Genomic DNA, 24,767 nt, shown 5'->3' with positions numbered 1-24,767 from the left:
GAATGAGTGGCCTTTTTATGCTATGCTAATTTTTAAATTCCCGTGTAATTCTTCGGGGTAATCACTTTTAATTCATCTTTGATTTTATCTGAAACGTTAAGGGTTTCAATAAAATCTGCAATGGTCTTCTGATTTATTTTAGTATTGGTGCGCGTTAATCCTTTTAAAGCTTCATAAGGATTAGGGTAGGCTTCCCTTCTTAGGATGGTCTGAATGGCTTCAGCAACAACTGCCCAATTATTTTCTAGATCTTGTTCAATTTTATCTTGATTTAAAAGTAATTTGTTCAAACCTTTTAAGGTAGATTGAAAAGCGATTAATGTATGTCCAAAAGGGACACCTACATTTCTCAATACTGTACTATCGGTCAAATCTCGTTGTAATCGAGATACAGGTAGTTTTGCGGAAAGATGTTCGAACAGTGCGTTGGCAATACCTAGGTTCCCCTCTGAATTCTCAAAATCAATGGGGTTTACTTTATGTGGCATGGCTGATGAGCCAACTTCTCCTTTCTTTATTTTTTGCTTGAAATAATCCATAGAAACATAAGTCCAAAAATCCCTGTCTAAATCAAGTAGTATTGTATTTATTCTTTTCAAAGTATCGAACAAAGCGGCCATGTGGTCATAATGCTCAATTTGAGTAGTAGGAAAAGAATGATGTAGGCCTAATTTTTCTTGAACAAATTTTGACCAAATGCTTCCCAATCAATACTGGGATAGGCAATTTTATGCGCGTTGAAATTACCTGTGGCACCACCAAATTTGGCTGCACTGGGGATATCATTCAATAAATTAAATTGCTCTTTCAAGCGTTCAACATAAACAGCAACTTCTTTACCCAAACGAGTAGGGGATGCAGGTTGCCCATGGGTTCTAGCTAATAAAGGGACATTGGCCCATTCTTTCACCAACTCATTCAATTTTTCCAATACTTCAAAATACAATGGAACATATACATCGTTCATGGCATCCTTGATAGATAGAGGAACAGCTGTATTGTTTATATCCTGTGATGTAAGTCCAAAATGAATGAACTCCTTATGCTCACCAAGTCCTAATTTATCAAAGGCAGCTTTTATAAAATACTCAACCGCTTTGACATCATGATTGGTGGTTTTTTCAATTTCCTTGATTTCCTGTGCATCATCAGCATCAAAATTCCTGTAGATATCCCTTAGAACATCAAATTTTGAATTATCAAACGATTCAAGTTGAGGTAAAGGAAGTTCGCAAAGAGTAATGAAATACTCTATTTCTACCTGAATACGATATTTTATCAATCCTTCTTCAGAAAAATAAGGGGATAAAGAAACAGTTTTGCCTCTATAACGACCATCAATAGGTGAAATGGCATTCAATTGAGTTATTGACATGAGCGTGGAAATTGATTTTTATTTGAAGTCGCAAAGATACTTATTCGTAAATGAGTACGAAATGTTTATGGGTATTGTTTGTTCTTTGTTTTCAACACTTTTTCGCTTATTTGATTTTTGAAAGAGTCATTCTTGCACGTGCTTTGTAGGCAGCGCTTCCTGTTGAATAATTTTGTTCAAGAACCATTTTCAATTCGGGGTGTATCCAGTCAAAAGTTTGCCCCAAAAGCAACAAAGAAGTCATGGAGTATGCCTTAGCTGCAACTTTATGATTACCTATCAACCAATCAAAGCACGCAGATGAAATTTGCTCGAGGTGTTTATTTACCAAGACGGTTTGCGTTTCATTTTCATTTTTGGAATAGTATTCTTTGATTAGGAATTCACATATTTTGGCCATAGGCCTAACAGAGGAGTCGAGTTTTACCTTATTGATTTTATTGGTGAACAAATCAATGTTGGGTAGGATATAGGAAAGCTTATTTTTTGCAGCAAATTCCAAAACCCAACATGCTTTACTGGAAACAGGGTTGTCATGGTCAAACGCAATTTGCATTAGGGGCTCAACAAAATGGGGGTTAGATAAGATAAGCGACGCCATTTTTTGTCGTTTATCCCTAGAATGGTTTACATAATCCAAAGAATCATATAGTTCTTTTTTGGTCATGAAGTTTTGTATTTTTAATTCAAACAATTACCCAATGAAAATAGTAAAAAAAATAGCTTTAGCCCTAATTGTGGTTTTTATAGGTATTCAATTTTACAGACCAGAAAAGAATACAGAAAAAGGTGATTATACAAAAGATTTTTTCATAGAGACCAATCCTTCAAATGAAGTAAAATTAATAATGAAAGAAGCCTGTTATGATTGTCATACCAATAATACTAGATATCCTTGGTACAACAATATTGCTCCAGTTTCATATTGGATGGCCGACCATATCCGACACGGAAAAGGTGAACTTAATTTTTCTAAATGGAACGAATATTCGAACAAAAAGAAAGCTCATAAATTAGAAGAAGTGGTTGAGGTGATTGAAGATGGGGAAATGCCCTTGAAAGAGTATACTTGGACTCACCCTGAAGCCAAATTGACCGACCTTCAGAAAAAGGCCATAATTGAATGGGCCAATGGATCTAGAGTTCTTTACCAATTAAATCAGCAACCAAAGTAGGAACACCTAATGTTGCATTTTCTGGAATAACTTCAATATTTTTACGAAGAACCCCTTGTAATGACGGTTTAGGATCAATAAAATAGATTGGGGTTTCAGGCTCTACAAAATCAATCAAACTTGCCGCTGGATATACTTGCATAGATGTTCCAATAATAATTAATATATCAGCCTTACAAGTTATTTCGATGGCTCTGGTCATCATGGGAACATCTTCCCCGAACCAAACAATATGTGGTCTAAGTTGATGACCATTCTGGCATAAATCACCTAAATTCAAGTCTTTCCTCCAAGTCGTTGTTTGATTATCGGAAGTACTACGTACTTTAAGTAGTTCACCATGTAGATGAACAACATTCTTACTTCCTGCCCTTTCATGAAGATCGTCAACATTTTGGGTGATAATGGTAACGGTATGCCTCGTTTCCAATTCTACGAGAGCATTGTGTGCTTTATTTGCTGATACTTCCAATAACTGCCTTCTACGTTGGTTGTAAAAATCAAGAACCAATTCTGGGTCGTTGGCAAAACCTTGTGGTGAAGCAACTTGCATTACATCATGCCCTTCCCAAAGCCCATCTGCGTCGCGAAAAGTTTTAATACCACTTTCTGCGCTAATCCCAGCTCCTGTCAAAACAACAATGTTCTTCTTCATTTTATAAAAATAGACTTTTTATTATATTAGATCTATGGTAGACCAACGACTTTTATCTTACCTCGAAGAGTTCATTTCCAATGAAAGAAAGAATCGTTTTCTTCAAGTATTGGAAGAACGCACTAAGTACGTTACGGTTGCTATAGAAGATGTTTTTCAATTGCACAATACTAGTGCAGTAATAAGAAGTTGTGAGGTTTTTGGATTACAAGATGCCCATGTAATCGAAAATCGTTTTGGGAAAAGGTTGGATAAAAATATTGCAATGGGCGCCCAACAATGGGTCGATGTCAAAAGGCATGAGGATACGGAGTCCTGCATCTCACATTTGCGTGACCAGGGTTATCAAATAATTGCCACCACTCCTCATGATGATTCCTGTCTGTTAAATGATTTTAATTTAGATAAAAAAACCGCTTTGTTCTTTGGAACAGAGAAAGAGGGCTTAAGTGAGGAAGTCATGCAAAAGGCTGATGGGTTTTTGAAAATACCCATGGTCGGGTTCACAGAAAGTTTGAATATTTCGGTATCTGCAGCGATAATTTTACAATACTTAAGAACTAAACTAAAACAGCAAGAGTTGCCATGGCAATTATCTGATATTGAAAAGTTGGAAAAAAGATTGGATTGGACTAAAAAATCAATAAAAAGCATTGATGATATTTTAAATAGGTTTTACGAATGATTGTAAATTTTTACTATATTTAAGAACAACTAACTAATTGATAAACAAATGACTATACTACTTTACATTTTAATCGGACTCGTTGTGTTAATAGCAATATTGGCTATGATAGCACCAAAAACTTATGATGTTTCTCGAAGTATTTCAATCTCAAAGCCCATTGGTGATGTTTTTGAATATGTACGCTCACTTAAAAAACAAGATGAATGGGGCCCTTGGGCAAAAAAAGACCCAGATATGGTGAAGGAATTTACTGGAACAGATGGTGAAGTAGGAGCTGTAAGCAGCTGGAAAGGCAATAAGGATGTAGGTGAAGGGGAACAGGAAATTACAGGGATTAAAGAAAATGAGGTTGTTGAAACCCAATTACGTTTTTTAAAACCCTTTAAGTCTGAATCTGATGCCTATATTAGAGTAAAGGATGAAGGAAATGGTTCAACAAAGGTTACTTGGGGTTTTTCCGGTAATAATAAGTTTCCAGTGAGTATAATGATGCTTTTCATGAATATGGATAAAAGTGTTGGAAAAGATTTTGAACAAGGATTATCAGATTTAAAGGATATTCTGGAAAAGTAGGGTAAGAAATATGGAACATAATATAGTGGGCTGGATTGAAATTCCAGTTAAAAATATGGACAGGGCAAAAAAGTTCTATGAACAGGTGTTTGACCTAGAAATTAGCATTCATGATCTTGGAGGTATTATCATGGGATGGTTTCCATTTGCTGAAGGAAAAAGTGGTGCTTCAGGTTCTTTGGTTCAGCACGAGACATATAATCCCAGCCTTACTGATGGTCCAGTTATTTATTTTTCCTGCAACGATTTGACACTTGAATTAAGTAGGGTAGAAGATGCCGGAGGCGAAATCATGCAACCAAAGACCGAAATTGGTGGTGGTCATGGCTTTATGGCCTTAATGAAAGATTGTGAAGGCAATAGGATAGCCTTACATTCTAATAAGTAAAGTAGTGTGGTTTTTATTTGACTAGTTCTAAAAGGGCAATATCAAATTCAGTATCAAGGACTACTTTTCCGTTTTTAACTTCTACCGCTGTTTCTGAGTATGCATCGTACAATTTGGTACCATCACCGAAAAAGCCTTTTACCCATAACGATTTTTTCCCTTTTGGTAAATCCAATCCAACAACGACCTTGTCTTTGTAATCTCCATCAACAAGGGTTCTACTAAAAGTATATGGTTTTTTTGCTAGCCTCTTATGTTTACCGGCACCAATGGCTGGGTGGTCTCTTCTAAACTTGCCCAATTTTTGCCAATGTGAAAGAATTTCTTTGATTTTTGGTAGGCTATCTTGCTCTTTCCAGTTCATGAATGACCGCAAAGTAGCATCACCTTGAGTACCCTCTATCGTTAAATCTCTAGAAGATTCATCACCGTAATACATCTGGGAGGCACCAGGTGTAAGCAGCAAGACATTTGCAGCCCTGATAGGTTTTTCGCGATTAGGGTCATAAGGCGACCCATCATCATGCGAGGTTAAATAATTCACAACACTTTTACCCTTCAACTTTGTATGTAAAAGTTTGCTGTACTTTTTGAATATAACCTCATAATCTTTATCAGCATCGTTTTTAAGTTCAAAATTGATGAGACTTTTGAATCCAAAATCGTAAAAATCGACCTTTTTATCTCCAAAATCGAAAGCTCTTCCTCCAGAAATTCCGTAGTTGTAAACTTCACCTACCATGTAGAATTTGTTATCATCCAATACCTCATCCGGGTGTTTCTTTTTCCAAATTTCAAATGCGGCTGAAGCTTCCTTGTATAGTTCTGCCCAGGCGTTTTCGTTCACATGCTTTACCGTATCTACACGAAAACCATCAACTCCCAAATCGTTCACATAATCTGTAAGCCATTTCATGATATAAAAGCGAGGTGCTCTAGGGTACCCTGTTTTTTCAAAAAACAATTGTAGTTCATCCAGTTCATTGCTCAGGCGACCTTCTTCTTTCCATTTGGCCAAAAGGGCATCAGGTAACTCTACAGGTTCATCTGACTCAGTGTAAATATCTGGCAAGTTATCGACCAAAGCACAAGCTGTTGTATTCTCATAGGTAGTGAATTCACAGGTAGGCTCGGTTCTGACCCATTCTTTAGGCCATTTTGGATCCATTGGTGTAACGGGACCGGTATGGTTCAAAACTACATCGAGCAAAACGCGAATCCCATTTTTATGAGCGGTTTTCACTAAAATTTCTAGATCTTTCTTTGTGCCAAAATTTGGGTCCAAAGCAGTCCAGTCTTTAGCCCAATACCCATGATAGCCATATGTGTTCCCAGTAGATTCGTCGGTTGAGCCATGTATTTGCTCAATAACAGGAGTGAACCAAATGGCATTTACCCCCAGGTTTTTAAAATAACCCTCTTCTATTTTCTTGGTGATTCCTATAATATCTCCGCCCATAAATCCTCTTAACGGACCTGTTTCCTCAATTCTATTTAAAGTAACATCGTTTGCAGAATCCCCATTATTAAAACGATCGGTTAGCATAAAATAAATATTGGCACCTTCCCAAAAGAAGGGTGATTTATTATTTTGGGTAATTTCCTTTGGAGCCACCTCTTTTGGCTTTTTTTCGGTAGGTTTTTCTTGAAAATTACAGGCAGTAAATAGGGTTAATGATAAGGCAAGAATGAGGAGTTTTTGCATACTACAATCTATTTTGGTTAAAGCTATAAAATGCAAGGGGAAATAGAAAATTTATTTTTTTCTATTTAGTACTTTGAATTCTTCATAACAATTGCTGATGGCATCCAAAATTTGTAGATCATTGGCTGTTCTTATAAAAGAGTTGGAATAACTGCAATTATTGAGAATATCATCAATATCCATTTTGTCAATTTGTAATAATTCTGTCAATGTTTCACGGTCGAATTTTGATGCAAGTAAATCTCTAATGGCATCATCTTCTTTCACCTGTCTTAGCTTTCGCATTTGATTTGGTTTTTTTCCAAAAAGATTACGAAGCAAGTCGGCAGGGTTTAGTATGGCACCAAGAACTTTGGTGACTGCACTAGGGTTCTTTTTGCCAGCTTCATAGCCAACATTCAATCCAGATATACTATACTGATACCCAGTGTTTACCGGAATGTTTTTCACATCTATTTCAAGGTAACCTGTTAATTGATAAGGCTTTACGATTACCTCTTCCAAAGCATAAGCCAATTCGGTCAATGCGATTTTGGTATCCTTGAATTTGAACATATCATTGGTAACCCTAATCTTTTGCGACTTAAAACCTAAATAGGAAAAGTACAAGGTATCGTTCACCGTTGCATTGATTGAAAACTCTCCTTTTTGATTGGTAATTGTGCCAAATACCTTGTTCAGGTTTACTATATGGACACTCTCCAAAGGTCTCTGCGTTTGCGCGTTTATGACAATAGCACTAAATGTTTGTAATTCTGTTTCGTTCTCTTGCGATAATCCCAAGAACCCAAAAAACAATACAAAAAGGACTAAATTTTTTCCCATTGGTCTAAAATCCGAATAAAAAGAAACTAATCAAAACAAAAAATACGCCGAAGCGTATTTTTAGTATACTATTAACTAAAAGAAATCACTTTTACGCTTGTTTCTTCTATTTCCAGAAAAACTGGACCCGCTACCAGATGATCTTTTCGATCTTCTCTTTCCAGAGTCATTTCTATCTCTACCTTTTCCACTACTAGACCTACGGTCACGATCTTTTCTTCCTCCGCCGCTGCGACTTCGATCCCTTCTTCCGCGACCTCCACCGCCGCCAGGATTTTTCGAAACTTCCACGTTGACAAATCGACCATCTACTTTAAAATCGGTAAAGGTGGATAATATTTTTTCCGTAGCATCGGCATCTGTGTTAAAGAAAGAGAAGCTATCCTTAACATCTACTTTAAACACATCTTCTTTACCAAGACCAACCGTATCCCTAATAAAATCTTTTAGTGACATCCAATCATAACCATCTTTTTCGCCCACATTGACAAAATACCTAACGGAACCACTGGTTGGGGCATTTCCACCCCGATCACCTCTTCGTTCTCCTCTATCTCCGGAGTCAACGGTATTTAAATCTCTCTTTTTGTTGTAATAATCATAGAATCTTGTGAACTCAACAGAGACTATTTTCTTTATAAGATCCTCTCTGTCAATTCCTTGAAACACGTCATTTATGGCAGGAAGAAAGTTTTCCACCTCCTCATGAATTTCTGTGTCCTTAATTTTATTTGCTAAATGATAAAGCTGTATTTCGCATATTTCCATTCCGGTAGGAATCTTTTTTGAAATGAATTTTTGCTTTATCTTATTTTCAATAGCCTTGATTTTACGCATTTCACTACGTGTAACAATGACCATTGAAATCCCAGATTTACCAGCCCTACCTGTTCGTCCACTTCGGTGTGTGTAAGTTTCAATTTCGTCAGGTAGTTGATAATTAATTACATGGGTTATATCGTCAACATCGATTCCTCGGGCAGCGACATCTGTGGCTACCAGCATTTGAATTTGTTTCTTACGAAAAGAATTCATGACTAAGTCTCTTTGATTCTGACTTAGATCACCATGTAAAGCACCTGCATTGTATCCGTCCTCAATCAATTTTTCAGCCACCCTTTGAGTGTCTCTTTTTGTTCTGCAAAAAACTACAGAGAAAATATCGGGATTCGTGTCTGCCAATCTTTTTAAAGCCGGGTAACGATCCCTTCCGCCAACAACATAATACTCATGCTGGACGGTCGTAGCTCCAGAATTTTTATCACCAACAGTAATTTCTTTTGGTGAATGCATGAATTTTTTCGCAATTACAGATACCTCTCTTGGCATGGTAGCAGAGAAAAGCCAAGTAGACTTTTCATCTGGGGTATTAGATAGTATATCTTTGATATCTTCGAAAAAGCCCATGTTCAGCATTTCATCAGCTTCATCAAGAATACAATAATCGATTTTGGTAATATTTACCAACCCACGACTTATCATATCTTTCATGCGTCCCGGAGTTGCCACTACAATTTGGGCACCTCTTTTAATCTGTCTCGCCTGCTCCGTTATACTTGCTCCGCCATATATCGCAACCACGTTGATACTTTTTTCATACTTGGAGTATAGTTTAAGTTCATTTGTAATCTGCAAACAGAGTTCACGGGTAGGTGATAGGATTAAACCTTGGGTGGTTCTACTTTCGCTATCAATTTTTTGAATTAGGGGAAAACCAAATGCGGCTGTCTTTCCAGTTCCTGTTTGCGCCAAGGCAACAAGATCGGTTTCATCTTCCAATAAAATGGGGATTGCTTTTTCCTGTACTTCCGAAGGGGTTTCAAAACCCATATCGGCAACAGCATTTAATAAGGACTCTTGCAGTCCCAATGCTTCAAACTTTGTCATAATGTATGTTACTTAATCGCAAATATGTGTGTTGTATAGAGCGATTATCGATTATAACCCATTAGACTCAGCGCAACACCTGCCATACCGGCGGCAATTATTAAAGCGGCAAAGGTACTGTTATTTTATTTATTTGGTGGTTCATGCTGCTTATGGTGCCAAAATATAGCCGTAAATAGACATAATTAGGCCAATTGTCCCGAATACAACCATTAATTTTATGAACATTCGCTGTAGTTTGGGATTGTCATAAATGATGATGCAAACAGCGCCCAATACAATGCTTATTTGAAAAAAAAGCATACCTATATCGAACTTTTTTGTGGCAACATCATATTCATCAGCTAATACTTCCCATTCTCTAACTCCAACGATTACGCCCATTTTGCCATCAAGATCTTGGGTCCAATTTTCTTTTGGAATATTTGCAGAACCTAACATTAATTCAGTTTTCTCAGCACCATATTTAGCAATCTTATCCGAAGTTTCTCTGATTCTGGTTTTTACTATCTCTTGATTTTCCTGTGTAACTATTCCTGCACTTAAAAGCGTTTCAAGATAGTTAAGTTCACCCTCTTTCAAACTTTCTTTTATACTTTTGGATTGATACCAGCTGGAATAATGAACCACCTTGTTATGTGCTATCATCATTTCTTCTTCAAGTTCGCCATTGACCATTTGGGATATGGCCATTAAAGCGGCAAAAAAAGCGATTAAAACCCCACCTATGGCTTCGGCATTTTCCGATGCCACCGAAACCTGCATGGTTTTTTCTTCTTTGTCCTCCGGTAATATGCTCATTTTTTTAGATATGAAATTAAAAGTTGAATGGCTTTTCCTCTGTGACTTATCTTATTCTTTACTGCCAATTGTAATTCCGCAAATGTTTGATTGTAATCGGTTGGTTTAAAAACAGGGTCATAGCCAAACCCACCATCACCTTTTTTTTCTTTTATGATTTCTCCTTCAGCCGCACCTGTAAACAATTCTTGTTTTCCATTAAGATTTAGCGCTATTACTGTTTTGAACCTTGCCGTTCTATTTTTATGCTTTTTCAATTCACTCAATAATTTGTCCATATTGTCCTCAGCATTTTTTTGCTCTCCAGCATATCGCGCAGAATAGACTCCCGGCTCCCCATTCAAGGCATCAACCAATAGACCAGTATCATCCGCAAAGCAATCATATTCGTATTTATTGGTAATGTAGTTGGCTTTTATTATGGCATTTTCTTCTAATGTGTTTCCTGTTTCTGGTATATCCTCTGTACAACCAATATCTTTGAGCGATAATAAGACAATACCCTCAGGAACAATTTTTTGGACTTCTTTTATTTTATTCTCGTTATGGGTCGCGAATACAATCTTCATGGGGGTTTTCCTTGTCTTTTTATTTTTTTTGAGGAATTGGTTATGTGAAATCCTAGGCGGTTCTTTAGCTAATGATTCAAAAGTAGTAATTTTATTTCCTAATTTTTGTGTGGATCATGAAGTTAAGAATACCACCTGTTCTTGTTTTTGTTATTTTTTCATCACTTATGTATTTGCTGTCCAGATTTTTGCCTTTTGGTAATTTTGAGTTTTTTGGACGTGTCTTTATAATATTCTTTTTGTTAGTTATTGCGACTATTGTCGCTGTATTTTCTTTGGTTCAATTCTTTTCGTCAAAGACCACAGTTGATCCTCGTAAACCAGATGAGGCTTCGGTATTGGTTGTCAATGGAATATATAAATACACCAGAAACCCAATGTATCTGGCGCTGTTATTAGTATTGTTAGCTTGGGGCATATGGTTGGGCAACGCGTTCAATACAATATTGGCTGCTGGTTTTGTAGCTTATATGAACAAGTTTCAGATTTTTCCGGAGGAGGAAGCCTTAGCATACAAATTCCCTAAAGATTATCGTCATTATTGTACTCAGGTTAGACGTTGGTTTTGAATTCAGTTTATTAGCTTTTTAACTTATTTAATATTAATATTAGTATATTTACTTATAATTTAATATATTAGCGTTTTAACTTATATGATATGATAGCCGTATTAACAGCTGATATAATCAATTCAGAAGGGCATGCAAGTATAAAATGGATGCCCGAAGTAAAAAAAATCCTAAACCAATGGGGCGGTACCCCTCAAGTTTGGGAAATTTACCGAGGTGATGAGATTCAGTTAAAAACACCTTTGAAAGATGCATTAAAAGCAGCTATTCTCTTAAAGGCAACAGTTAAATCAATCAAAGGTTTAGATGTAAGAATAGGCCTTGGTATTGGGGAAGAATCTTATCAAGGCGGCAGTGTAAGTGAATCTAATGGCACTGCATACCAACGTTCCGGTAGAACCCTTGAGTCATTAAAGAAAAATAAGGTAAATTTAATGTTGGCAACAGCCGATGAAAACTACAATAATACCCTAAACCTTATGTTGAAACTGGCTTCTGATTTTATGGATGACTGGAGTCCTGTTTCGGCGGAGATTATTAAAATGAATATATTGAACCCTGTGGCATCCCAACAAGAAATGGCCAAGGAGTTGCAGATAAAGCAATCGGCAATTAGTCAGCGGAAAAAACGCGCTAGATGGCATTTGGTTCAAGAGATATTGGGGTATTACCTTAACACAATTGATACAGTCGATAAATGATATTATTCGTAAAACTATTTCTGGCACATCTCATAGGAGATTTTTTATTGCAACCGGCTCGATGGGTTATACACAAAGAAGCCAATAAAATAAAGTCAAAGTACTTATATCTGCATATTGTTATTCATTTTGCAGTTACCATGTTATTATTATGGGACTATAAATATTGGAAACTGGCATTGGTTATTGCCATTTCACACTATATAATTGATCTAGGCAAGCTATACTCAAATAAGTTATTTAAAAAAAGTGCAATACCGTTTTTTATAGACCAACTGTTTCATGTAGTTATTTTATACATCTGTGCTTATTATGGAAATGTTTTAGGTCAAACAATGTCGATAATTGATTCAATTGATTGGGCCTTGGTCACGGCAATTGTCTTTCTAAGTTTTCCATCAGCTATCATAATGGCGAAATTAATGGAAGGGATGTCAAGCAAGATAGAGTTGGATCACAAGTCTTTACCCAATGCAGGTAAGTATATCGGAATTATTGAGCGCTTATTTGTCTTGATATTTATAATCTTGGGAAGATGGGAGGCTATTGGTCTGCTGATTACGGCAAAATCGGTCTTTCGTTTTAATGATTTAAAAGAAAGCAACAACAGAAAACTCACAGAATATATTCTCATAGGTACTTTGCTTAGCTTCGGGATAGCAATTGTTACTGGAATTATTTATACAAATGCATTGAATTAATAAAAGATAAAAATGAAAAAGCTTATCATTCCACTATTATTGACATTGATTATTATCTCTTGTGGGGATAAAACGAAAGAGATAAAAGATTCAATTGTTGAAGTTGAAATTGCAGAACGTTGGTCAAAAGAAAAGGCTTGGGAGTGGTTTGAAAAGCAACCTTGGTTGGTAGGAGCAAATTTTAACCCCAGTTCATCAATCAACCAGTTGGAATTTTGGCAAGAAGATACATTTGACCCTGAAACCATAGATAGGGAGTTGAAATGGTCCGCTGATTTGGGAATGAACCTTCATAGGGTATATCTACATAATTTACTCTGGCAACAAGATTCAGTAGGTTTTCTAAATCGATTGGATAATTATCTTTCGTTGGCTGATAAACACAGCATTAAAACAATGTTCGTTTTGTTGGATGATGTTTGGCACCCTGTTCCAAAATTAGGAAAACAACCCGACCCAACGCCACATGTACACAACTCTGGTTGGGTACAAGCACCGGGTGCTGAAATATTGGGAGACCCATCAAGACATGATGAGCTTAAAGGCTATATAAAAGGGGTCACCAGTCATTTTGCAAATGATGACCGTGTGCTCATTTGGGATGTATACAATGAACCGGATAACTCAGCTCATCAGTCGGGAAGAAGAGAATTAGAAGTAAAGAATAAGCAGAAGTATTCCTTACAATTATTGAGAAAAGTCATTAAATGGACGCGCGAGGTGAATCCTTCACAGCCTTTGACATCCGGTATTTGGAGAGGGAATATAAATCATTGGGGAACACTGGATAGTTTACCTCCAGTAGATAAGTTCATGATTGAGAATTCTGACGTGGTATCTTTTCATGCCTATGATGGAAATATGGATGATGTTGAGAAAAAAATAGAATTACTCAAAAACTATGAACGCCCACTTTTTTGTACAGAATATGTAGCGAGAGGAGGAGGCAACACATTTGAGAGTGTAATGCCAATCTTGAAAAAGGATAAGATCGCAGCTATAAATTGGGGATTCGTCGCTGGTAAAACAAACACCATTTACCCATGGATAAGTTGGGATTCAACCTTTACTGGGGAACCTAAAATTTGGCATCATGATATCTTGAGAAAAGATGGTACTCCATATTCCCAGTCAGAGGTAGACTTTATTAAAGAAATAATTGTAAATCCTTAATAACTCAATCCATGTCCGTATTGATATAATGGGTCTTTAGAGTCGTAGGGTACATCTTCCTTTTGGTTTTTAACAGCTTCCCATGTTGATGGTAGTTCAAAAGGTAGTTTTCCTTCAGGTTTGACTTCCCCAAAAAGTACTTTGACCAAAACTTCATCGCTGGTGCCAAATTCAGCAAAAAGCGCAGCACTTGTCTCCGCAATTTCGGTTAAAATTGCTGGACGTTCAAGGTTGGCAATGACTATGGATGGTTTCTGGGAGATTAGATCCAAAATTTCTTTTTTCTCATTTTCTGAAAAGTACAAGCGGCCTTGATGAAAGAATTGTTCCAGAAAGAAATCGGAACGGTCATCAAATGGGGTGCCAATTCTTTTTATAATTACATCGGCATCTTCAGGGCGCTTTACAAGTATTCCTTTGCTTTCAAAATCCTCAGGAGTCAACATCCCTTCTACATAAACTTTTGTACCTTCTTTCAAAGGTAATATGGCGTCATTCTTCAATAATACCATTGATTTGGCTTGTGCAATCTTCCCTTTATCTCTAAATGTCTTTTGCCCTGCTATTTGAATCGCTTTTTGCTCATCTACATAAGGATTATTGAATAGACCCAGCCGAAACTTGTCTTTCATAATTCTTTTAACGGAAACGTCCAGTCTGTTTTCGTCGAGCAAGCCTTCGTTTACCAATTCCACAATCAATTCAGGATTGCTTTCACCTCCAAATTGATCACATCCGGCGTCGAGTACTTTTTTAATTCGTTCTTTAAATGTAAGATGTTCAACCCCCCAGGCGCGACCTTCACCCATTTTTGTGTCCGAAATAATATTCCAATCCGTGCACACAACGCCTTGGAAATTCAAAGAATCCCTAAGCAACCCCTTAATAATGTCTTTATTGAATCCAAATGCTACGTCTTCACTGGTTTGGCCTAAAGGAATACCATAATATGGCATTATTTGGGCGGTTTTCGCAGGGAAAGCACCCTCAGTAAAAGGAATAACATGGTAATCGAAGTTATCTCCGGGATATACTTGATCCTTTCCATAAGGAAAATGGGCATCTTCGCCATCCTTTTGAGGTCCTCCGCCAGAAAAATGTTTGGTCATGCACGCAACGCTATTTTGATTCAGAGAATCTCCTTGGAAACCTAATACGTAGGCTTTAGTCATCATCGCTGACAGATATGCATCCTCGCCAAAAGTGCCGTTAGCACGCCCCCAACGTGGTTCAGTAGCTAAATCTGCCATGGGATGTAAGGCCAAACGAATACCAACTGAATTGTATTCATGTCGAGCAATATCTCCAAATTCACGAACCAAAATTGTGTCTCTTGTTGCCGCCAAACCGAATGAACTTGGCCATTTTGAAAATGCGGGGGTAAACAAGCCTGCTCCAGGGTTGTTTTCAGTACCATGCCTTGGATCTGTAGCTAGGGTGATGGGGATGCCCAATCTGGTCCGCTCTGCCATTTTTTGAATTAGATTGTTATATTTTGCCATTTTATCGGCATCCAAAGAAGCAAGTGTATTAAAACTGTTCATTTTTTTCCTGGCGATCATCTCCGAGTTCGAAGGTAACGCAAAAGACATCATTAAATTGATAGGGTTTGTCGATAGCACAGGTGTTTCCATAGGTTCCCCATCAGGGGTAGTGCCTATCATCGTTATGTACATAGATCCCGCCTTCTCCTCTAGATTCATTTGGGACACCAAATCGTTTGCTCTATCATCAATGCTCGCATTCGGATTCTCATAAGTATCCATTTTACCGTTTTTGTTCAGATCACGGTAAGAAATACCAGACTGATTTAGGGTAGGGGCCTCTACTCCTAAAAGCTCCATATTACTGTTGGATTTACTCTTTTTGTTCAAATATATTACAGCGATTCCTACAATTAGAATAGCTAAAATGCCTAACAATAAATATTTTAATACCTTCCAAACTTTCCTCATGACGATTTTTATAGTGTAAATATGACACAATATTACAAAATAAATTTATATTGTGCGATTATGACACAATAAACTTATACATTTGCCTATATGGATCGAAAGTTAAATGATTTTACCAGTCATGTGCTTGATGAATGCCTGCCAGGTAAATCAATTGATTGCGTTATTATTGGGTTTGAAGGACAACAATTGAAAGTGTTGCTACTTAAATGGAAGTACGAGGATATCTGGTGTCTGCCCGGAGGATTTATCCTGAAGGATGAGGATATGGACCAAGCGGCGCACAGAATACTGGAAATGCGCACTGGTTTAAAAGCCGTATTTCTAAATCAGTTTTATACGTTCGGAAGTGAGAAAAGATCCAGAATGAATGAGGAGGTGCAATTAACAAGAATGCGCCATGTTCTTGAGGAAATACATGGCAAGAATAAAGAATTCGAAGCTTGGATAACTCAGCGCTTTATTACTACTGGGTATTTTGCACTGGTTGATCTAAAAAAAACCGCACCTCATCCTGATCTTTTAAGCGAGAAATGTGAATGGAAGTCGATCGATTGTATGCCAGAATTAATGATGGATCACGAGGAAATTCTTCAGAAAGCCTTGGACCACCTTCGCATACAACTAAACTATCTTCCAATAGGTATTTCGCTACTGTCTAGAAAATTCACAATGCAAGACCTTCAAAGGCTTTATGAAGCTATTTTGAAAAAACCACTGGAGCGGAGTAATTTTCAACGTAAGATGCTTAAACTTGGCATTTTCAATCGCCATGAAAAACAGCTGACCGGGGCAGCAAACAAAGCTCCTTATTTATATAGTTTTAATACTGATAAATATGAAGACTTACTCAAACAAGGGATAGGGTTTAGGTATTGATCCACCTAGTGCGTTAACTTAATACGAATTCTTCAATTTTGTACCTGTCAAAAAATGATTTCCGTAATTATTTCTATATTTCCAAGGATAGGGTTCAGTTTTAAGGGTAAATCAGGTATTGGATGCTTTTTATATTTATTTTTATGCCCTTATTCAAAAAATAAAGTAAGGTGGGTAGAAAGTATGTTTTTGATTTTGATAGCACATTAACTCGTGTGGAGGCTTTGGATGTTTTGGCTGAAATGACTTTACACGGCAAATCGAATAAGGACGAAATAATTCAGGAAATACAACATATAACCAATCTTGGTATTGATGGTGATATCTCTTTTACCGAATCACTTGAACGTAGAATAAAATTATTAAAAGCCCATAAAGATGATTTGAATGGTTTGGTTGAGGAGCTGCGTCAGAAAATTTCTAAATCAATAGAATCGAATAAAGAATTTTTCGAAAAATTCTCGGACGATATTTATGTAATTTCTTGCGGATTCAAAGAGTTTATAGATCCCATAGTTGATGAATATAACATTCCTTCGGACAGGGTTTTTGCAAATACTTTTGAATTTGATGAGCAAGGATATATTGTTGGTTTTGACGAAGATAACCCCTTGTCACAACATAATGGGAAGATTGATTGCCTGGAGCAGATGAATCTAGAAGGCGAAGTACAGGTGATTGGTGATGGTTATAGCGATTATGTTATGCGGGAGGCAGGCATAGCCCATAAATTCTTTGCATACACAGAGAATGTTCACAGAGATAAGGCGGCAGATAATGCAGATCATGTGACACCAAATTTAGATGAATTTCTTTTTGTAAATGACCTGCCGCGTAATATTTCATATCCTAAGAATAGAATAAAGATATTGTTGTTGGAAGATGTGCATCCTGCTGCTTTTGATAACCTTTCAGAGGATGGTTTTTCAGTTGAATTGGTAAAGACAAGCCTATCTGAAGAACAATTGATTGAAAAAATCAAAGGTGTTCATGTATTGGGAATTCGTTCTAAAACACAAGTCACCCAAAAAGTTTTGGATGCCGCTAACAAATTATTGGTAGTAGGAGCTTTTTGTATTGGTACTACCCAAATTGATTTAGATTATTGTAAACAAAAAGGTGTGGTGGTCTTCAATGCACCTTACAGCAATACCAGATCGGTAGTTGAATTAGCAATTGGTCAGATTATTATGCTGATGCGAAACGTATTTCCCCGCAGTACAGAAATTCATAGTGGACAATGGAATAAAACAGCAATTAATTCTAGGGAGGTTAGAGGAAAGAATCTTGGTATTGTAGGTTATGGTAATATTGGTAAACAGTTATCTGTTCTTGCCGAAGCTATTGGCATGCGGGTATACTATTATGATATTGAGGATAGACTTGCCTTGGGGAATGCCATAAAATGTGATACGCTTGAAGATTTATTGAATGTTTCAGACGTAGTGACTTTGCATATAGATGATAACAAAGCGAATAAAAACTTCATTGGTGAACGCGAAATCAACCAAATGAAAAATGGTGCAATGTTAATCAATCTTTCTAGAGGATTTGTAATTGATATCAATGCCCTGGTTGAAGCACTAAAGAGTGGTAAAATTGCTGGTGTTGCTGTTGATGTTTATCCAGAAGAACCTAGAAGCAACGGAAAATTCGTAACTGAATTACAGGGAATACCCAATGTGATTCTTACTCCTCATGTTGGTGGAAGTACTGAGGAGGCGCAACGAAATATTGCGGACTTTGTGCCAAACAAAATAATGGACTACATTAACTCTGGAAATACGGTCGATGCAGTTAATTTCCCAAATATCAGATTACCAAAACAGACCAACGCCCACCGTTTTTTACATATTCATGAGAATGTTCCTGGTGTAATGGCCAAAATAAACGAAGTGCTGGCCAAATATGAAATGAACATCGTAGGTCAATATCTTTCAACCGATATGGATCTGGGTTATGTAATATCTGATATGGACAAGGAATACAATAAAGATGTACTGAAAGCCTTGAAACAAATTGACCACACCATTAAATTCAGGGTATTGTATTAATATTGTTGTCAAATCTCCATAATAGCTAAAGGGGTGAAAATAACAGAATTATAAAAAATTGGCTACTACCTGTGATGGTAAGGCTCATTTTTAAGAATGGTAAATGACCTATAAATTTGTTCTATCGCAAATAACCTCACCATTTGGTGAGAAAAGGTCATTTTAGAAAGACTTACTTTCCCCTGCGCTTTATTGTACACGGTATTACTGAAGCCATAAGGTCCGCCAATGACAAAAACCAATTGTTTAATACCTGAATTCATCTTTTTTTGTAAGTAACTGGAAAATTCAACCGAACTAAATTGTTTGCCATTTTCATCTAAAAGAACCAACACATCTGTATTGTTTAATTTTTTAAGGATCAATTCACCTTCTTTTTCCTTTTGTTGGCTTTCAGATAGGTTTTTTACATTTTTTATATCAGGTAAAATATCCAACTCAAACTTAACATAGTGCTTTAGCCTTTTCTCATATTCGTTGATAAGTCCTCGCATGGGAGCGCTATCTGTTTTACCAATTGTCAGTAGTTTTATTGTCATGATTCAAATTTAGAACTTTCAAGTAATAGGATGTTAAAATTGGATTTAGATTTTAGTAAATTAGCGCAAACCAATTTTATTGATGATTTCAAAAACCCAGTTCCAAAAAGAAATTGATTTGATTATTGCCAATGCCATTCGCGAGGACGTAGGGGATGGTGATCATAGCTCATTAGCTTGTATCCCTGCCACTACGAAAGGTAAGGCCAAGCTTTTGGTCAAGGATGATGGTATAATTGCCGGAATTGATTTGGCTAAGCAGGTGTTCAACTACGTTGATGATAAAATGCAAATTGAAACTTTGATTAAGGACGGGTCAAAGGTTAAATATGGTGATATTGCTTTTTATGTTTCAGGCAGTTCGCAAAGTATATTAAAGGCGGAACGATTGGTTTTGAACGCCATGCAAAGAATGAGTGCAATAGCCACCAAAACCAATGAGTTCGTTCAACTTTTGGATGGAACCGGTACAAAGATTCTTGACACCCGTAAGACTACCCCAGGAATTCGTGCTCTGGAAAAATGGGCAGTAAAAATAGGGGGAGGAGAAAACCACAGATTCGCACTTTACGACATGATTATGCTTAAAGACAATCATATAGATTTTGCTGGTGGAGTTACGAAAGCTATCATCAAGACACAACACTATTTAAAAGAGACAAACAAGAATCTTAAAATCATTGTTGAAGCCAGAAATTTAAACGAAATCGAGGAGATTTTAAGAACTGATGGTGTGTATCGTATTCTAATCGATAATTTCAATTACGAGGATACGAGAAAGGCAGTAGCTATGATTGGGGATAAATGCTTAACAGAATCCTCTGGTGGTATCAATGAAAGAACTATTCGAAAATATGCTGAATGTGGTGTGGATTATATTTCTTCGGGAGCTTTGACCCATTCGGTTTATAATATGGACCTTAGTCTTAAAGCAGTGTAAATGTCAGCAGAAATTGAGGCTAAAATTGAAAAAATCCCCATTCTAAATTGGTTGGTTTTACTTTTGAAAAAGGTAAAATTACCTGCTTTTGAAGGGCTCTCACTCTACGACCTAATTGAAATGTACATTCTAGGTATTGTTCAAGGTGCCTTATCTTCAAGGGCGAGTTCAATTGCTTTTAGTCTTTTCATGGCGCTTTTTCCATTACTTATTTTTTTGGTAACACTTGTGCCATTTTTAATTCCGTATGCCAGTGTGGGCAATGAAAATTTTGATGCCCAGTTTTTACTTTTTCTAGAATCTTTTTTGCCAACGGCAACTAGTGAGTATTTTGGTGAAATTTATCAACAAATTAAAAATCAACAGCGGGGAGGATTATTGTCGTCAGCATTTTTCATCTCTATTTTCCTGATGGCAAATGGGGTAAATGCAATTTTCGGAGGATTTGAGAATTCATACCATATAGAACTTACTCGAAATTTCATAAGGCAATATGCCTATGCCCTAATGGTAGGTCTTATCCTCTCGGTATTATTGATGTTTGGTGCTGCGGCTTATGTGTATTTTGAGTTTTATATTGTTGATTACTTAAGCGAATGGGCGGCAAAAACGAGGGGCTATGATCTTACGGAAAATGATATAGTTGGAGCCCAAATAGGTAAAGTTTTGTTTTTTGTTCTCTTATCATATTTCACTACTGCAATTCTTTATTATTTTGGCACCGCGGAGGGCAAACAAGCCAAATTCTTTTCAGTAGGAGCTCTAATGACCACTATTCTTTTTTTGCTTACATCATATTTGTTTGGTGTATATGTTGAGAAATTCGCCCGCTATAATGAATTATACGGGGCATTAGGGGGATTATTGATTCTTATGGTGTTCATATGGTTAAATTCCAATATATTGCTACTCGGGTTTGAGTTGAATGCATCGCTCAATTCTCTACGAAAAAACATCAATAAGAATGACAAGAAAGAGTAAATTATGGTTATCGGGAATGTTGGTGTTGTTTTCACTCTCTGCTCAATCACAAAGCGTATTCGGCAAATGGAAAACGATTGACGATCGTACAGGAAAACCAAAGGCTGTGATTGATATCTACGAGAAAGATGGTTTGATGTATGGGCATGTTGTTAAAATTTTAGAAGAAGGTAAAGAAGATGCCGTTTGTTCAAAATGTGATGGTGATCTAAAGGATAAACCAGTTTTGGGAATGACCATTATAGAGGCAGCAAAAGAGAATAATAATGGTGAATGGAAAGGAAAGAAGCTCTTTGACCCTCAACAGGCGATGACATTTAGGTGTAAAATTTGGCTAAACCCCAAAAATTCTGATGAATTAAAGGTTAGGGGGTATTTGGCATTTATTTATAGGACGCAAACTTGGCTGCGTGTTGAAGGATAGGAGGTAATGAATTTATGCAACACTTCATCAATGTAATATTACCCATTCCATTAGAAAAACTCTTCACTTACAGCGTTTCAAACGCAGATTTTGATTATTTGAAGCCTGGTATGCGGGTGGCCGTCCCTTTTGGGAAATCTAAAATTTATACCGGTTTGGTTTATGAAATCCATTCTACACCTCCAGAGGTATATGAGGCCAAGGAAATCCACAGAATACTTGATGAACATCCAATTGTAAACCAATTACAACTAAAACACTGGAGGTGGATAGCCGATTATTACATGTGCACTATTGGTGAAGTGTTTCGTAGTGCTATGCCTAGTGCTTTTTTGTTGGAAAGTGAAACGTTAATTTTAAAAAACGAAAAGGGTGTTGTAAATGAGGGCGATTTGAATGATGATGAATTTTTAGTCTATGAAGCCCTTCTGCATCAATCTATACTTAAAGTACACGAGGTCAGCGCCATTGTTGAAAGAAAAAATGTTCTCCCGATTCTTAACCGTTTAATCGAAAAGCAAGTCATTCTACTTAAGGATGAGATTTATGAGCGCTATATACCAAAGTTGGTACGGTATGTAAAATTGGGAATCAACTATACTTCCGAGGAAAAATTGGAGGAGTTGCTTGAAGCTTTAACCAGAGCCCCAAAGCAAAGTCAAGTGGTATTATCATTATTTCAATTACAGGCCAGAGAAAAAAAACCAATAAAAATTGATGATCTATCCATTGCAAGTGGAGGTTCTAAGGCGGTTATTAAGGCATTGATAGATAAAGGGGTTTTGGAAGAATATCGCATTCAGACTGATAGGGTGAACTATGAAGGAATTCATACGGATTATGGCTTAAAATCTTTAAACAGTCATCAGAAAAAAGCTTTGGAAGATATTCGTCAAAACTTTGATAAAAAGAAGGTTACATTACTTCACGGGGTTACTTCCTCTGGTAAAACAGAAGTTTATGTGAAATTAATCGAAGAGTGTCTAAAAGAAGGGAAGCAAGCTTTGTATTTGCTACCTGAAATTGCCTTAACAACTCAGTTGATTTCAAGATTACAAGATTATTTTGGAGAAAAAATTGCTGTATACCATTCAAAATATAGTGTACATGAAAGAGTGGAGGTTTGGAACAATGTTATCCAAAAAAAATCAAAGGCACAGATCGTAATAGGGGCACGGTCCGCTCTTTATCTTCCTTATTCAAATTTAGGTTTGATTATAGTAGATGAAGAACACGAAGGCTCGTTTAAACAATTTGACCCTGCGCCAAGATACCATGCAAGAGATGCCGCCATTGTTTTAGCAAATTTGCACGGTTCAAATATTATACTGGGTTCGGCCACACCCAGTATAGAGAGTTATCATAATTCCCAAACAGGTAAGTATGGGTATGCAAGTATAGAAAGACGTTTCGGTAATGTGCTAATGCCAGATATTGAGTTGGTAGATTTAAAAGAACAGACTCGGAAAAGAAGAATGAAAGGGCATTTTTCAGAGCGATTACTGAATGAAGTTACAGAAAGCTTGGAAAATGGAGAGCAGGTAATTCTTTTTCAAAATAGGAGGGGTTTTGCACCAATTGTAGAATGTACTACTTGCGGTCATTCACCACAATGTCCCAATTGCGATGTTAGTCTAACTTATCATCAGTACAAGAAACAGCTTCGTTGTCATTACTGTAGTCATCATATAGCCTTACCTGAAAGCTGTGAGGCCTGCGGCAGCCAAACATTGGATACAAAGGGGTTCGGTACCGAGCAAGTAGAACAAGAATTTAAAACACTGTTCCCAGAAGCGAAGGTTGGGAGAATGGATTTGGATACCACCAGAGGTAAATATGGTTATGAAAAAATAATCACTGCGTTTGAGCAACAGGAGTTGGATGTTCTTGTTGGTACCCAAATGCTGACCAAAGGACTTGATTTTAGGAATGTGAGTTTAGTAGGGGTCATGAATGCTGATTCATTGTTGAATTTTCCTGATTACAGGGCTCATGAGCGTAGCTATCAATTATTGACTCAAGTCGCTGGTAGGGCAGGTCGGACCAAAAAAAGAGGAAAAGTGATTATTCAGAGTTATAATCCTTATCATCAAATTTTGAAACAAGTGTCAGTCAGTGATTATGAAAACATGTACAAAGAACAATTGTACGAGAGAGAGCAATTCTTATATCCGCCAGTAAATCGAATAATCAAAATCACCTTTAAACATAAGAATTACAATTCATTGAATGAGGCAGCAGAATGGTTCGCAAAATCTTTAAGAAATGTATTTGGTAAGGGCATTTTGGGGCCTGAGTACCCACCCATAGCGAGAATTAGAAACCAGTACATTAAAAATGTAATTATTAAAATACCACTAGGTCAACCTTTGGGCAAAACAAAAAATAGCATTAAAAGAATCGAAAGATCTTTTAATGCTATTTCGCAGTTCAAAAGTGTACGGGTAATCTACAACGTAGACCACATTTAGAAATTATTCCTTTTATAAGGACTTAAACATTGCTTAGCGCTTCGGCTAGCTCTGTTTTCTTATTTCTACTTAAAGGTATTGACCTTCCGCTTACTTCAACATTTTTACTATTGAATTTTTCAACCTTTTCAAGATTCACAATGTAGGATTTATGAATTCTAAGAAACTTTTCGGCAGGCAATTGCTTTTCGAAAGATTTCATTGTTGATAAAATTACGATATTAGCTTCATCAGTGACCAATTTAATGTAATCACCAAGGGCTTCTATCCACTTTATATCGTTTAAAATAACTTTTCTTTTCTTAAGATTACTTTTAACGAAGATATGTTCTTCATCTTCGTGAACCCTATGCATTTGCTCATATTTAGCCACTGCTCTTTTAACAGAGGCATCAAAACGGGCCATGGTGATAGGTTTGTGTAAATAATCTGTTACGTCGTAATCAAATGCTTTCAATGCATAATCAGGTTTTCCAGTAATCAATATTACTTGAGGACTGTTTTCTAGGGACTCGAGTAGGTCAAATCCGTTGATGATAGGCATCTCAACATCCAGAAAGATTAAATCAATTTCGTGGTTTTTAATTCCGTTCTTCGCCTCGATTGCGTTGCTGTATTCGGCTACCATTGCTAAGTTTGGATGGTTGTTCACCAATTTGGCGACTGCCATCCTCTGCATGGATGAATCGTCTACAATAATACTTCTTAATTTCATAAATGGGTTGATTTGTGGGGTTAA

24 protein-coding genes and 1 pseudogene are annotated in these 24,767 nt (G+C 36.8%); 14 read left to right on the top strand and 11 right to left on the bottom strand.

Annotated features, from left to right (window positions below):
* Positions 1–32: 32 nt before the first annotated feature.
* Positions 33–1,375, bottom strand: a pseudogene (purB, locus tag FB2170_RS14660) (adenylosuccinate lyase).
* Between the two features lie 106 nt (positions 1,376–1,481).
* Positions 1,482–2,042 (bottom strand): hypothetical protein, encoded by a 561-nt coding sequence (locus FB2170_RS14655; protein WP_013307367.1) that lies wholly within the window; start codon positions 2,040–2,042, stop codon positions 1,482–1,484.
* Positions 2,043–2,076: 34 nt separating this feature from the next.
* On the opposite strand from FB2170_RS14655, the gene FB2170_RS14650 reads away from it, so the two are divergent.
* A complete protein-coding gene (locus tag FB2170_RS14650) occupies positions 2,077–2,550 on the top strand; it encodes a heme-binding domain-containing protein (protein WP_041633252.1) in 474 nt (157 codons plus the stop codon).
* Here the strand turns inward: FB2170_RS14650 and FB2170_RS14645 are convergent.
* Positions 2,513–3,205, bottom strand: coding sequence for an SIR2 family NAD-dependent protein deacylase (locus FB2170_RS14645; RefSeq protein WP_013307365.1), 693 nt, complete (start codon positions 3,203–3,205; stop codon positions 2,513–2,515). The two genes, FB2170_RS14650 and FB2170_RS14645, sit on opposite strands and share 38 nt — an antisense overlap.
* Positions 3,206–3,239: 34 nt before the next feature.
* Here FB2170_RS14645 and FB2170_RS14640 point away from each other — a divergent pair, with 34 nt between their 5' ends.
* The 3 genes from FB2170_RS14640 to FB2170_RS14630 are packed head-to-tail and all read left to right on the top strand — an operon-like array spanning position 3,240 to position 4,854.
* Positions 3,240–3,890: a TrmH family RNA methyltransferase gene (locus FB2170_RS14640; RefSeq protein ID WP_013307364.1), complete on the top strand. Its 651-nt coding sequence runs from the start codon at positions 3,240–3,242 to the stop codon at positions 3,888–3,890.
* Between the two features lie 48 nt (positions 3,891–3,938).
* Entirely contained in the window at positions 3,939–4,466 is a 528-nt protein-coding gene (locus FB2170_RS14635) for an SRPBCC family protein (protein ID WP_041632886.1), read from the top strand.
* A gap of 10 nt (positions 4,467–4,476) precedes the next feature.
* Positions 4,477–4,854 (top strand): VOC family protein, encoded by a 378-nt coding sequence (locus FB2170_RS14630; RefSeq protein WP_013307362.1) that lies wholly within the window; start codon positions 4,477–4,479, stop codon positions 4,852–4,854.
* 13 nt (positions 4,855–4,867) lie between these two features.
* Here the strand turns inward: FB2170_RS14630 and FB2170_RS14625 are convergent, their stop codons facing one another.
* The 5 genes from FB2170_RS14625 to FB2170_RS14605 form a co-directional block, all read right to left on the bottom strand.
* Positions 4,868–6,559, bottom strand: coding sequence for an alpha-amylase family glycosyl hydrolase (locus tag FB2170_RS14625; RefSeq protein WP_013307361.1), 1,692 nt, complete (start codon positions 6,557–6,559; stop codon positions 4,868–4,870).
* Between the two features lie 51 nt (positions 6,560–6,610).
* Complete coding sequence (locus tag FB2170_RS14620) at positions 6,611–7,384, bottom strand: carboxypeptidase-like regulatory domain-containing protein (protein ID WP_013307360.1); 774 nt, start codon at positions 7,382–7,384, stop codon at positions 6,611–6,613.
* 75 nt (positions 7,385–7,459) lie between these two features.
* Positions 7,460–9,271, bottom strand: a complete 1,812-nt coding sequence (locus FB2170_RS14615) for a DEAD/DEAH box helicase (RefSeq protein ID WP_013307358.1) — start codon at positions 9,269–9,271, stop codon at positions 7,460–7,462.
* A 150-nt stretch (positions 9,272–9,421) separates the two neighbouring features.
* The gene (locus FB2170_RS14610; protein WP_013307357.1) at positions 9,422–10,072 is read right to left on the bottom strand and encodes a DUF4337 domain-containing protein; all 651 of its coding nucleotides are present in this window, start codon (positions 10,070–10,072) and stop codon (positions 9,422–9,424) included.
* Complete coding sequence (locus FB2170_RS14605) at positions 10,069–10,641, bottom strand: non-canonical purine NTP diphosphatase (protein ID WP_013307356.1); 573 nt, start codon at positions 10,639–10,641, stop codon at positions 10,069–10,071. Before FB2170_RS14605 ends, FB2170_RS14610 begins: the two co-directional genes overlap by 4 nt.
* Positions 10,642–10,757: 116 nt before the next feature.
* Here FB2170_RS14605 and FB2170_RS14600 point away from each other — a divergent pair, with 116 nt between their 5' ends.
* The 4 genes from FB2170_RS14600 to FB2170_RS14585 all read left to right on the top strand — a co-directional run bounded on the left by FB2170_RS14600 (position 10,758) and on the right by FB2170_RS14585 (position 13,785).
* Positions 10,758–11,210, top strand: a complete 453-nt coding sequence (locus FB2170_RS14600) for a methyltransferase family protein (RefSeq protein ID WP_013307355.1) — start codon at positions 10,758–10,760, stop codon at positions 11,208–11,210.
* 89 nt (positions 11,211–11,299) lie between these two features.
* Entirely contained in the window at positions 11,300–11,911 is a 612-nt protein-coding gene (locus FB2170_RS14595; protein WP_013307354.1) for a hypothetical protein, read from the top strand.
* Positions 11,908–12,612, top strand: a complete 705-nt coding sequence (locus FB2170_RS14590; RefSeq protein ID WP_013307353.1) for a DUF3307 domain-containing protein — start codon at positions 11,908–11,910, stop codon at positions 12,610–12,612. The genes FB2170_RS14595 and FB2170_RS14590 overlap by 4 nt, the downstream gene beginning before the upstream one ends.
* Before the next feature lie 12 nt (positions 12,613–12,624).
* A complete protein-coding gene (locus FB2170_RS14585) occupies positions 12,625–13,785 on the top strand; it encodes a cellulase family glycosylhydrolase (protein WP_013307352.1) in 1,161 nt (386 codons plus the stop codon).
* Here the strand turns inward: FB2170_RS14585 and FB2170_RS14580 are convergent.
* Positions 13,782–15,740 carry a glycoside hydrolase family 3 protein gene (locus tag FB2170_RS14580; protein ID WP_013307351.1) on the bottom strand — a complete coding sequence of 653 codons (1,959 nt, stop codon included), beginning with the start codon at positions 15,738–15,740 and terminating at the stop codon, positions 13,782–13,784. The two genes, FB2170_RS14585 and FB2170_RS14580, sit on opposite strands and share 4 nt — an antisense overlap.
* Before the next feature lie 90 nt (positions 15,741–15,830).
* Here FB2170_RS14580 and FB2170_RS14575 point away from each other — a divergent pair, with 90 nt between their 5' ends.
* Positions 15,831–16,619 (top strand): NUDIX hydrolase, encoded by a 789-nt coding sequence (locus FB2170_RS14575; protein WP_013307350.1) that lies wholly within the window; start codon positions 15,831–15,833, stop codon positions 16,617–16,619.
* A gap of 170 nt (positions 16,620–16,789) precedes the next feature.
* On the top strand, positions 16,790–18,673 hold the full coding sequence (serA, locus tag FB2170_RS14570) for a phosphoglycerate dehydrogenase (protein WP_013307349.1): 1,884 nt from the start codon (positions 16,790–16,792) through the stop codon (positions 18,671–18,673).
* 65 nt (positions 18,674–18,738) lie between these two features.
* On the opposite strand, the gene rlmH is transcribed toward serA, so the two are convergent.
* A complete protein-coding gene (rlmH, locus tag FB2170_RS14565; protein WP_013307348.1) occupies positions 18,739–19,212 on the bottom strand; it encodes a 23S rRNA (pseudouridine(1915)-N(3))-methyltransferase RlmH in 474 nt (157 codons plus the stop codon).
* A gap of 82 nt (positions 19,213–19,294) precedes the next feature.
* On the opposite strand from rlmH, the gene nadC reads away from it, so the two are divergent.
* The 4 genes from nadC to priA are packed head-to-tail and all read left to right on the top strand — an operon-like array spanning position 19,295 to position 24,028.
* Positions 19,295–20,152, top strand: coding sequence for a carboxylating nicotinate-nucleotide diphosphorylase (gene nadC / locus FB2170_RS14560; RefSeq protein WP_013307347.1), 858 nt, complete (start codon positions 19,295–19,297; stop codon positions 20,150–20,152).
* Positions 20,153–21,133 (top strand): YihY/virulence factor BrkB family protein, encoded by a 981-nt coding sequence (locus tag FB2170_RS14555; RefSeq protein WP_013307346.1) that lies wholly within the window; start codon positions 20,153–20,155, stop codon positions 21,131–21,133. It abuts the gene before it with no gap.
* Positions 21,117–21,557: a DUF2147 domain-containing protein gene (locus FB2170_RS14550; RefSeq protein ID WP_013307345.1), complete on the top strand. Its 441-nt coding sequence runs from the start codon at positions 21,117–21,119 to the stop codon at positions 21,555–21,557. Before FB2170_RS14555 ends, FB2170_RS14550 begins: the two co-directional genes overlap by 17 nt.
* A gap of 14 nt (positions 21,558–21,571) precedes the next feature.
* Entirely contained in the window at positions 21,572–24,028 is a 2,457-nt protein-coding gene (gene priA / locus FB2170_RS14545; RefSeq protein ID WP_013307344.1) for a primosomal protein N', read from the top strand.
* 22 nt (positions 24,029–24,050) lie between these two features.
* On the opposite strand, the gene FB2170_RS14540 is transcribed toward priA, so the two are convergent.
* Complete coding sequence (locus FB2170_RS14540; protein ID WP_013307343.1) at positions 24,051–24,743, bottom strand: LytR/AlgR family response regulator transcription factor; 693 nt, start codon at positions 24,741–24,743, stop codon at positions 24,051–24,053.
* Positions 24,744–24,767: the final 24 nt, after the last annotated feature.

The sequence above is a fragment of the Maribacter sp. HTCC2170 genome (genome assembly GCF_000153165.2).
GTDB lineage: Bacteria > Bacteroidota > Bacteroidia > Flavobacteriales > Flavobacteriaceae > Maribacter_A.
Note: the sequence above shows the minus strand (reverse complement) of the source record. Positions and strands in the feature narration are given on the sequence as shown.

Coding starts and splice junctions, on each gene's coding strand:
- FB2170_RS14655 (WP_013307367.1), bottom strand. CDS start 2,042: ATGACCAAAAAAGAACTATATGATTCTTTGGATTATGTAAACCATTCT.
- FB2170_RS14650 (WP_041633252.1), top strand. CDS start 2,077: ATGAAAATAGTAAAAAAAATAGCTTTAGCCCTAATTGTGGTTTTTATA.
- FB2170_RS14645 (WP_013307365.1), bottom strand. CDS start 3,205: ATGAAGAAGAACATTGTTGTTTTGACAGGAGCTGGGATTAGCGCAGAA.
- FB2170_RS14640 (WP_013307364.1), top strand. CDS start 3,240: ATGGTAGACCAACGACTTTTATCTTACCTCGAAGAGTTCATTTCCAAT.
- FB2170_RS14635 (WP_041632886.1), top strand. CDS start 3,939: ATGACTATACTACTTTACATTTTAATCGGACTCGTTGTGTTAATAGCA.
- FB2170_RS14630 (WP_013307362.1), top strand. CDS start 4,477: ATGGAACATAATATAGTGGGCTGGATTGAAATTCCAGTTAAAAATATG.
- FB2170_RS14625 (WP_013307361.1), bottom strand. CDS start 6,559: ATGCAAAAACTCCTCATTCTTGCCTTATCATTAACCCTATTTACTGCC.
- FB2170_RS14620 (WP_013307360.1), bottom strand. CDS start 7,384: ATGGGAAAAAATTTAGTCCTTTTTGTATTGTTTTTTGGGTTCTTGGGA.
- FB2170_RS14615 (WP_013307358.1), bottom strand. CDS start 9,271: ATGACAAAGTTTGAAGCATTGGGACTGCAAGAGTCCTTATTAAATGCT.
- FB2170_RS14610 (WP_013307357.1), bottom strand. CDS start 10,072: ATGAGCATATTACCGGAGGACAAAGAAGAAAAAACCATGCAGGTTTCG.
- FB2170_RS14605 (WP_013307356.1), bottom strand. CDS start 10,641: ATGAAGATTGTATTCGCGACCCATAACGAGAATAAAATAAAAGAAGTC.
- FB2170_RS14600 (WP_013307355.1), top strand. CDS start 10,758: ATGAAGTTAAGAATACCACCTGTTCTTGTTTTTGTTATTTTTTCATCA.
- FB2170_RS14595 (WP_013307354.1), top strand. CDS start 11,300: ATGATAGCCGTATTAACAGCTGATATAATCAATTCAGAAGGGCATGCA.
- FB2170_RS14590 (WP_013307353.1), top strand. CDS start 11,908: ATGATATTATTCGTAAAACTATTTCTGGCACATCTCATAGGAGATTTT.
- FB2170_RS14585 (WP_013307352.1), top strand. CDS start 12,625: ATGAAAAAGCTTATCATTCCACTATTATTGACATTGATTATTATCTCT.
- FB2170_RS14580 (WP_013307351.1), bottom strand. CDS start 15,740: ATGAGGAAAGTTTGGAAGGTATTAAAATATTTATTGTTAGGCATTTTA.
- FB2170_RS14575 (WP_013307350.1), top strand. CDS start 15,831: ATGGATCGAAAGTTAAATGATTTTACCAGTCATGTGCTTGATGAATGC.
- rlmH (WP_013307348.1), bottom strand. CDS start 19,212: ATGACAATAAAACTACTGACAATTGGTAAAACAGATAGCGCTCCCATG.
- nadC (WP_013307347.1), top strand. CDS start 19,295: ATGATTTCAAAAACCCAGTTCCAAAAAGAAATTGATTTGATTATTGCC.
- FB2170_RS14555 (WP_013307346.1), top strand. CDS start 20,153: ATGTCAGCAGAAATTGAGGCTAAAATTGAAAAAATCCCCATTCTAAAT.
- FB2170_RS14550 (WP_013307345.1), top strand. CDS start 21,117: ATGACAAGAAAGAGTAAATTATGGTTATCGGGAATGTTGGTGTTGTTT.
- priA (WP_013307344.1), top strand. CDS start 21,572: ATGCAACACTTCATCAATGTAATATTACCCATTCCATTAGAAAAACTC.
- FB2170_RS14540 (WP_013307343.1), bottom strand. CDS start 24,743: ATGAAATTAAGAAGTATTATTGTAGACGATTCATCCATGCAGAGGATG.